We start from the raw sequence: 7,537 nt of genomic DNA, 5'->3' as shown, positions 1-7,537 counted from the left end.
CGGCCGCCGGGCCGGCGAGGGCCTGGCCGACCGGCATCATGGCGAGGGAGCCGGCCACGTCGTAGGCGTGGATACGGTTCAGGACGTCGGCCGGGACCTGCGTCTGCACGGTCGTCGCCCACATCACGCCCCAGAACGACATCCCGGCACCGGCGAGCGCCGCCCCGGCCGCCATGGCCGGCACCCCGAGGCCCGCCCCGACGGCCGCCGGGAAGCCGAAGAAGGCGAACAGGGAGAACGCGCCCGCGCGGAGCATCCGGCGGGGGCGCAGCCGCAGGGCGAGCAGGCCGCCGATCACCGTGCCCACGCCGAGGGCCGAGTTGACCAGGCCGTAGGCGCCCGGGCCGTGGTGCCGAACGACCTCGGTCGCCACCAGCGGGACGGTGGGGCCCCAGACGGCGATCATGTAGAGGCACCAGACGGCGATCACGCCCCACAGCCACGCCCGGGAGCGGAACTCCCGCCAGCCGTCGGCCAGATCGGCGCGGAAGGCACGCAGCGCGGAGCCGGTCGCGGCCCGGGGGCCGGCGGGGAGCGGGGGCAGCCGGAGCAGCAGCAGGCACAGGGCGCTGAGCGCGTACGTGGTGGCGTGCGCGGCGAAGACACCGCCGGGCGAGGCCAGGCCGACCAGGACGCCGGCGACGGCGGGGCCGGCGAGCTGGGCGGCGGACTCGGCGATCCGGATGGCACCGTTGGCGCCCTGGACGTCGGCGGCCAGCCGGGGCACAGTGCTGGCCACGCCCGGCTGGAAGACCGCGCCGGCCACGCCGTTGACGAAGCCGATGGCGCAGATCTGCCACAGCACCACGTGCCCGGTGAAGAACAGCCCCGCGGCGAGAGCCTGGGCGCCGAGCCGGACCAGGTCGGCGCCGATCATCAGCTTGCGGGTGCTGAACCGGTCGGCGACGACCCCGCCGAAGACGACCAGCCCGGCGAACGCGGCGGCCGTGGAGGCCATGGCGAGGCCGACCGCGCCCGCGCCGTACCCGTGCTCCAGCAGGCCGGCCGCGAGGGCGACGGGCAGCATGGTGTCGCCGAGGCGGGCGACGGCCCGGGCCGCGAAGAACAGGGCGAAGTCCCGCGACCAGACCGCCGGGGAACCGGCCGCCGCCCGCGCCGCACCCCGGGCGGCGGTGTCGCGCCGCGCGTCCGTTCCGGTCATGCCGAGTGCTCCCCTCCCCCGGGCGGCCGTCACCGGCCGGTGGCCGCCCTGCCTGCCGACGCGCGGGATCATGCCACCCCCGGCCGCGCCTCCGCCGGGGTTTTCAGGCCCCCGGCGGGAGCCCCAACTCGGGGTGGGCGTCGAGGAGTCGGGTCGGGGCGGCCTGGCGCCAGGAGTCGGCCAGGATGTCCCGCAGCTCCTCCTCGTCCTCCAGGGCGGCGAGTCTCGCTCTCACCCAGGCGAACTGGGCCTCGTGGTCGGCGATCCAGAACTTCTCCGGCTCGGCCAGCACCAGTTCGTCGCGCTCCACCTTGGGGCAGCGCACGGCGATGGACGTCTCGTCCTCGGGCAGGGTCGCGAACATCTTCCCGGCGACCCGGAACGTGGGCATGCTCCAGGCGATCTTCTCCGTGGTGTCCGGCAGGGACAGGGCGATTCGGCGTACGGCTTCTGCATCCGGCATGTCTCGCACGGTAGCCCCCACCACTGACAATCAGCCTCCGAGCCGCTTGTAGTACAGCGTCGTCGGCCGCAACTCGCCCGCCGGGCTCGCCGCGTAGTCGGGGATGGTGCCGGCCTCGGTCCAGCCGGCCGAGCGGTACAGCTGCTCGGCGGGGCTGCCGGTCTCGGTGTCGAGGTGGAGCAGGGTGCGGCCGGCGGCAGCGGCGGCCCGTTCGGCGGTGGTGAGGAGAAGGCGGCCGAGGCCCCGGCCCCGGGCCGAGCGGTGCACCATCAGCTTGACCAGCTCGGCGCGGTGCCCGCTGTTCGGCTTGTCGGGGAAGGCCAGGCCGACCGTGCCGGTGACCCGGTCCGCGGGGTCCAGGGCCGTCCAGACGGCGAGTCGGCCCGCCGCCGTGGCCGCCGCCCGCTCCCGCCACCAGGCGACCGCCTCCGCGTGCCCGAGCGGCGCGAGGAAGCCGACGGAGGCGCCCGCGGCCACGGTGTCGGTCAGCAGCGCCGCCAGGTCGTCGGCCCGGTCGTGCACCTGGGCGCCGGTCCAGTGCTCCACCCTCATGGCCGGACCACCGCCAGGACGTAGCGTGCCTCGGTCGGACCGGGGCAGCGGAAGCGGGTCGCACCGGTGACGCGCATCCGCAGGCAGTCGCCCGCGTCGAGCCGGTGGGTCCGCTCCCCGGCCGTCACCTCCAGGGCTCCCGCCAGCAGCCACAGGTGCTGTTCGAGGCCGGGCACGGGCGGGCGGTCGTAGGCGAGGTCCGCGCCGGGGGTGAGCCGACCCTCGACCAGTTCGCCGCGCAGTCCGCTGTGCGGCGGGGACACGGACCGGCGGACGAAGCCGGAGGCGCGGTCCTCCCACACCTGCTGCTCGGCGGCCCGGACCAGCGGAACCGGTGCCGCCTCGACCTCGCTGAGCAGCTGCGACATGGTGCGGCCGTAGACATGGCAGAGCCGGTTCAGCTGGGCGGCGGTGGGGCTGGTCTCGGCGCGCTCGGCGCGGGACAGGGTGGACCGGCTGACTCCGCTGCGCTCCGCCAGCTCGCCCAGGGACCAGCCGTGCTGGGCGCGCAGTTCGGCCAGCCGGGCGCCGAGGAGGAGATCGACGGGTTCCTCGCTTCTCATATGCGGGACGCTATCCCGGACATGAGACGGCGAGGTTACAGAAGCCTCACGCCTGGGCGGCCTCGCCGAGCGCCGTCAGCACCGGGCGGATCAGCGGGTGCCCCTCGGCGCCACGGCGGACGGCGGCGAAGACCCGCCGGGTCGGGGCCACGCCGTCGACGGGGCGTACGACCACACCCGTGAGGTCCATGCCGCGCAGCGCGGAACGCGGTACGAGCGCCACACCGGCGTCGGCCGAGGCGAGGGCGACGACGGCGCGGAAGTCGTCGGAGGAGTGTTCGAGGCGGGGCTGGAAGCCGGCGCTCTCGCAGGCGAGCACCACCACGTCGTGGCAGGGGTTGCCGGGGTACGGGCCGATCCACGGGTCCTTGGCCAGTTCGGCGAGGGGCACCTCGGGGGCGTCCGCCAGGCGGTGCCCCACCGGCACGACGGCGTCGAACGGCTCGGCGTAGAGCGGCACGTGGGTCAGGCGGGGGTCGTCGGCGGACGGCGCGCCCCGGTACTCGACGGCGACCGCGACATCGACCTGCCGGTCCAGCACCATGGGCAGGCTGGCGTCGCCCTCCGCGTCCTGGACCCGGATCTTTATGCCGGGGGCGGACCCGGCGAGGCGGGCCACGGCCGGGGCCACGACCTGGGCGATACCGGTCGCGAAGGCCGCCACGGTGACCGTGCCCGCCTCGCCCGAGCCGTAGGCGGCCAGCTCGGCCTCGGCCCGCTCCAGCTGGGCGAGGACGGCATTGGTGTGGCTGAGCAGGATCTCGCCTGCCGGGGTGAGCCGTACGCCCTTGGCGCCGCGCTCGACCAGGCGGTGGCCGGTCTCCTGCTCCAGAGCCGTCAGCTGCTGGGAGACGGCGGAGGGGGTGAGGTACAGCGCGGCGGCTGCCGCCGTGACCGTGCGGTGGTCGGCCACCGCACGGAGGATGTGGAGCCGCCGTGCCTCGATCATGACCTCAATTATCCCCGGTCGTCCGCCCTGGTCAGACCGCCAGCTCGGCGCGCGCCGCGATGAACGCGTCGACGGCGCGGTTGACGTCGTCCGTCGAGTGTGCGGCGGACAGCTGGACCCGGATGCGGGCCTGGCCCTGCGGGACGACCGGGTAGGAGAAGCCGATCACGTAGACCCCGCGCTCCAGCAGCAGTTCGGCCATGCGGGCCGCCTCGGCGGCGTCGCCGATCATGACGGGGGCGATGGCGTGGTCGCCGGGGAGGACGTCGAAGCCCGCCTCGGTCATCCGGCTGCGGAACAGCTTGGTGTTCTCGGCGAGCCGGACCCGCAGGTCGTCGGCGGACTCCAGCAGGTCGAGGACCTTCAGGGAGGCGGCGGCGATCACCGGGGCGAGGGTGTTGGAGAACAGGTAGGGGCGGGAGCGCTGGCGCAGCAGGGCGACGATCTCGGCGCGGGCGGCGACGTAGCCGCCGGAGGCGCCGCCGAGGGCCTTGCCGAGGGTGCCGGTGATGATGTCGACCCGGTCCATGACGCCGTGCAGCTCGGGCGTGCCCCGGCCGGTCGGGCCGACGAAGCCGACGGCGTGCGAGTCGTCCACCATGACCATGGCGTCGTAGCGGTCGGCGAGGTCGCAGATCTCGCTCAGCGGCGCCACGTAGCCGTCCATGGAGAAGACGCCGTCGGTGACGATCAGCCGGCGGCGCGCGTCGGACGCCTCCTTCAGCTTCGCCTCCAGGTCCGCGAGGTCGCGGTTGGCGTAGCGGAAGCGGCGGGCCTTGGACAGCCGGATGCCGTCGATGATGGAGGCGTGGTTGAGGGCGTCGGAGATCACCGCGTCCTCCTCGCCGAGGAGGGTCTCGAAGACACCGCCGTTGGCGTCGAAGCAGGAGGAGTACAGGATGGTGTCCTCCTGGCCGAGGAAGGCCGACAGCCGGGCCTCCAGCTCCTTGTGCACCTCCTGGGTGCCGCAGATGAAGCGCACGGAGGCCATGCCGTAGCCCCAGCGGTCCAGGGCCTGGTGGGCGGCGGCGATCACCTCGGGGTGGTCGGCGAGGCCGAGGTAGTTGTTGGCGCAGAAGTTGAGGACCTCGCCGGGACGGCCGCCGGCGGTGACGTTCACGGTCGCGGACTGCGGGGTGTCGATGACCCGCTCGGGCTTGTGCAGGCCGGCGGCGCGGATCTCGTCGAGGGTGGCGCGCAGGTCGTCGCGGACGGTGTCGAACATGGGGGCTCCTGAAGGTTCTGACGGGGTGAGGGAGGGTGCGCGTGCTGCGGGTTACGCGGTCCAGTCCAGGATGACCTTGCCGCCCTTGCCGCTCGCCGCGTCCGCGAAGGCCGCCTCGTAGTCGCGGTAGCCGTAGCGGCCGGTGATCACGGGGGCGAGGTCCAGGCCGCCCTCCAGCAGCACCGACATCGCGTACCAGGTCTCGAACATCTCGCGGCCGTAGATGCCCTTGATGGTGATCATCGAGGTGACGATCCGGGCCCAGTCGACCGGGAACTCCTCGGCGGGCAGGCCGAGCATGGCGATCCGGCCGCCGTGCGTCATGTTGGCGATCATGTCCCGCATGGCCTCGGGGCGGCCGGACATCTCCAGGCCGATGTCGAAGCCCTCGCGCAGTCCCAGTTCGCGCTGTCCGTCGGCGATGGTGGACTCCGCGACGTTCAGGGCGAGGCTCACCCCTATCTTGCGGGCGATGTCCAGGCGCTCCTCGCTGACGTCGGTGACGACCACGTTGCGGGCGCCGGCGTGCCGGGCCACGGCGGCGGCCATCAGGCCGATCGGGCCCGCGCCGGTGATCAGGACGTCCTCGCCGACCAGCGGGAAGGAGAGCGCGGTGTGCACGGCGTTTCCGAACGGGTCGAAGATCGCGGCGACGTCGAGGTCGACGGGGACGCGGTGCACCCAGACGTTGGACGCGGGCAGCGCGACGTACTCGGCGAAGGCGCCGTCGCGGCCGACGCCGAGGCCGACGGTGGCCCGGCACAGGTGGCGGCGGCCGGCCAGGCAGTTGCGGCACTTGCCGCACACCAGGTGGCCCTCGCCGCTGACCCGGTCGCCGATGCGGATGTCGGTCACGTCCCGGCCGACCTCGACGACCTGTCCCACGAACTCGTGGCCGACCACGAGGGGCGTGCGGATGGCCTGCTGGGCCCAGCCGTCCCAGGCCCGGATGTGCAGGTCGGTGCCGCAGATACCGGTCCGCATGACCTTGATCAGGACGTCACCGGGGCCGATGGCGGGCTCCGGGACGTCCGTCAGCCAGAGTCCCGGCTCCGCCTTCTCCTTGACCAGCGCCTTCAACGCAACGGCTCCTGTGAGTGAGGCCCGGCGCGCGGGCAGACATGAGGGGCCCGCACCGGGTCAGAGGGGTGGAATCACCCTGCAATCTGCCGTATGCGGGGGCCGGGGTCCATCGAGCTTTTCTTAACCGGCGCCTCAGCTTTCCTACACGCCTCCCGGCGGGTCACAGGGGCAATCCGTCCTCGGCGCTCCGTTCGAGGCGTACGACGAGGTCGGCGGCGAGCGCCTTGATGGTCTCCAGGCCCGGCCTGCCCCAGGCGCGGGGCGCTGTGTCGGCGGCGCACACGGTGCCGAGCGCCATGCCGGAGCTGTCGATGAGCGGGGCGCCGAGGTAGGAGCGGATGCCGTACCCGTCGACGACCGGGTTGCCGGCGAACCGGGGGTAGTCGCGGACGTCCTCCAGGACCAGGGCCTTGCGGCGCACCACCACATGGGGGCAGAAGCCGTGGTCGCGCGGCAGCACCCGGCCGATCGCGGCCCTGGTGCCGTCGTCCCGCACGACCGGGGCCGTGACGGGGGCGCTCAGGCCCGCGAAGAACTGGTGGTCCTCGCCGATGAAGTTGACCATGGCGTAGAGCGCGCCGGTGAGCTGGGCGAGGTGGCCGGCGAAGGCGTCGAGCGCCGGGTCGGGCCGGTCCGCCAGGCCGAGTCGGCGCAGCCGGTGGACGCGGGCGGGGGCCTCCTTGTCCTCGGGGGTGAGCAGCAGCCCCCGGATCGGCCGGGGCGGCTCGTAGCTCATGGCCGGGCTCCGGCGCTGTGGGCGTACCTCATAGGGCGGCTCCGTGGGAGGTAGGGCGGGATCACATGTGGGCGCCGTGGCTGGGCGCGGTCGCCGGGACGTGGGCGAGGAGGTGGCGTACGAGGACGAGCAGGGTCTGGACGCCGGAGCTGGAGATCCGGGCGTCGCAGCGCACCACCGGGATCGCCGGGTCGAGGTCGATGGCGGCCCGCACCTCGTCGGGGTCGTAGCGGTGGGCGCCGTCGAACTCGTTGAGGGCGACGATGAAGGCGAGCCCGCGCTCCTCGAAGAAGTCCACGGCGGCGAAGCAGTCCTGGAGGCGCCGGGTGTCGGCGAGGATCACCGCGCCGAGGGCGCCCTCGGACAGCTCGTCCCACATGAACCAGAACCGCTCCTGCCCGGGCGTGCCGAACAGGTACAGGACGTGCTCCGGATCGAGGGTGATCCGGCCGAAGTCCATGGCGACCGTGGTCTCCATCTTGTTCTCGACGCCGTCGAGACTGTCCGTGCCGACACTGACCGTGGTGAGCAGCTCCTCCGTGCTGAGCGGCGCGATCTCGCTGACCGCGCCCACGAAGGTCGTCTTGCCGACCCCGAACCCGCCCGCCACCAGGATCTTGAGCGCGGTCGGGAACGGGTCAGAGCTGTCGTCGTAGTCCATCGAGCACTGCCTCCAGCAGAGACCGGTCAGTGGGTGTGTGGTGGTAGACGGGTGGCTTGGTGGTCAGCGCACCGCAGTCGACCAGGTCCGAGAGGAGCACCTTCGTGACCACGGCGGGCAGTTTCAGCTGGGCGGCGACCTCG

General features: G+C 73.5%; 10 protein-coding genes. All 10 read right to left on the bottom strand.

The genetic code is table 11. The features are described from left to right. On the bottom strand, window positions 1-1,162 hold a 1,162-nt coding region (locus CCN44_RS39300), incomplete at its 3' end, for an MFS transporter (RefSeq protein WP_086703873.1). A gap of 103 nt (window positions 1,163-1,265) precedes the next feature. After that, window positions 1,266-1,625 (bottom strand): MmcQ/YjbR family DNA-binding protein, encoded by a 360-nt coding sequence (locus CCN44_RS39295; RefSeq protein WP_059254630.1) that lies wholly within the window; start codon window positions 1,623-1,625, stop codon window positions 1,266-1,268. A 30-nt stretch (window positions 1,626-1,655) separates the two neighbouring features. Continuing rightward, window positions 1,656-2,177 (bottom strand): GNAT family N-acetyltransferase, encoded by a 522-nt coding sequence (locus CCN44_RS39290; RefSeq protein WP_086703871.1) that lies wholly within the window; start codon window positions 2,175-2,177, stop codon window positions 1,656-1,658. Beyond that, window positions 2,174-2,740 (bottom strand): helix-turn-helix domain-containing protein, encoded by a 567-nt coding sequence (locus tag CCN44_RS39285; RefSeq protein WP_059254628.1) that lies wholly within the window; start codon window positions 2,738-2,740, stop codon window positions 2,174-2,176. Before CCN44_RS39285 ends, CCN44_RS39290 begins: the two co-directional genes overlap by 4 nt. A 46-nt stretch (window positions 2,741-2,786) precedes the next feature. Next, entirely contained in the window at window positions 2,787-3,689 is a 903-nt protein-coding gene (locus tag CCN44_RS39280) for a LysR family transcriptional regulator (RefSeq protein ID WP_059254627.1), read from the bottom strand. 31 nt (window positions 3,690-3,720) lie between these two features. Then, on the bottom strand, window positions 3,721-4,914 hold the full coding sequence (locus CCN44_RS39275; protein WP_059254626.1) for a glycine C-acetyltransferase: 1,194 nt from the start codon (window positions 4,912-4,914) through the stop codon (window positions 3,721-3,723). 51 nt (window positions 4,915-4,965) lie between these two features. Next, complete coding sequence (gene tdh / locus CCN44_RS39270) at window positions 4,966-5,994, bottom strand: L-threonine 3-dehydrogenase (protein WP_059254625.1); 1,029 nt, start codon at window positions 5,992-5,994, stop codon at window positions 4,966-4,968. 163 nt (window positions 5,995-6,157) lie between these two features. Beyond that, window positions 6,158-6,733: a GAF domain-containing protein gene (locus CCN44_RS39265; RefSeq protein ID WP_059254624.1), complete on the bottom strand. Its 576-nt coding sequence runs from the start codon at window positions 6,731-6,733 to the stop codon at window positions 6,158-6,160. A 61-nt stretch (window positions 6,734-6,794) separates the two neighbouring features. Then, window positions 6,795-7,394, bottom strand: coding sequence for a GTP-binding protein (locus CCN44_RS39260; protein ID WP_059254623.1), 600 nt, complete (start codon window positions 7,392-7,394; stop codon window positions 6,795-6,797). Beyond that, on the bottom strand, window positions 7,372-7,537 hold a 166-nt coding region (locus CCN44_RS39255), incomplete at its 5' end, for a DUF742 domain-containing protein (protein WP_143650355.1). The genes CCN44_RS39260 and CCN44_RS39255, both read right to left, overlap by 23 nt.

Source organism: Streptomyces tricolor (genome assembly GCF_002155905.1).
GTDB classification, from domain to species: Bacteria; Actinomycetota; Actinomycetes; order Streptomycetales; family Streptomycetaceae; genus Streptomyces; species Streptomyces tricolor.
This window is presented reverse-complemented; position numbering and strand designations above follow the sequence as displayed.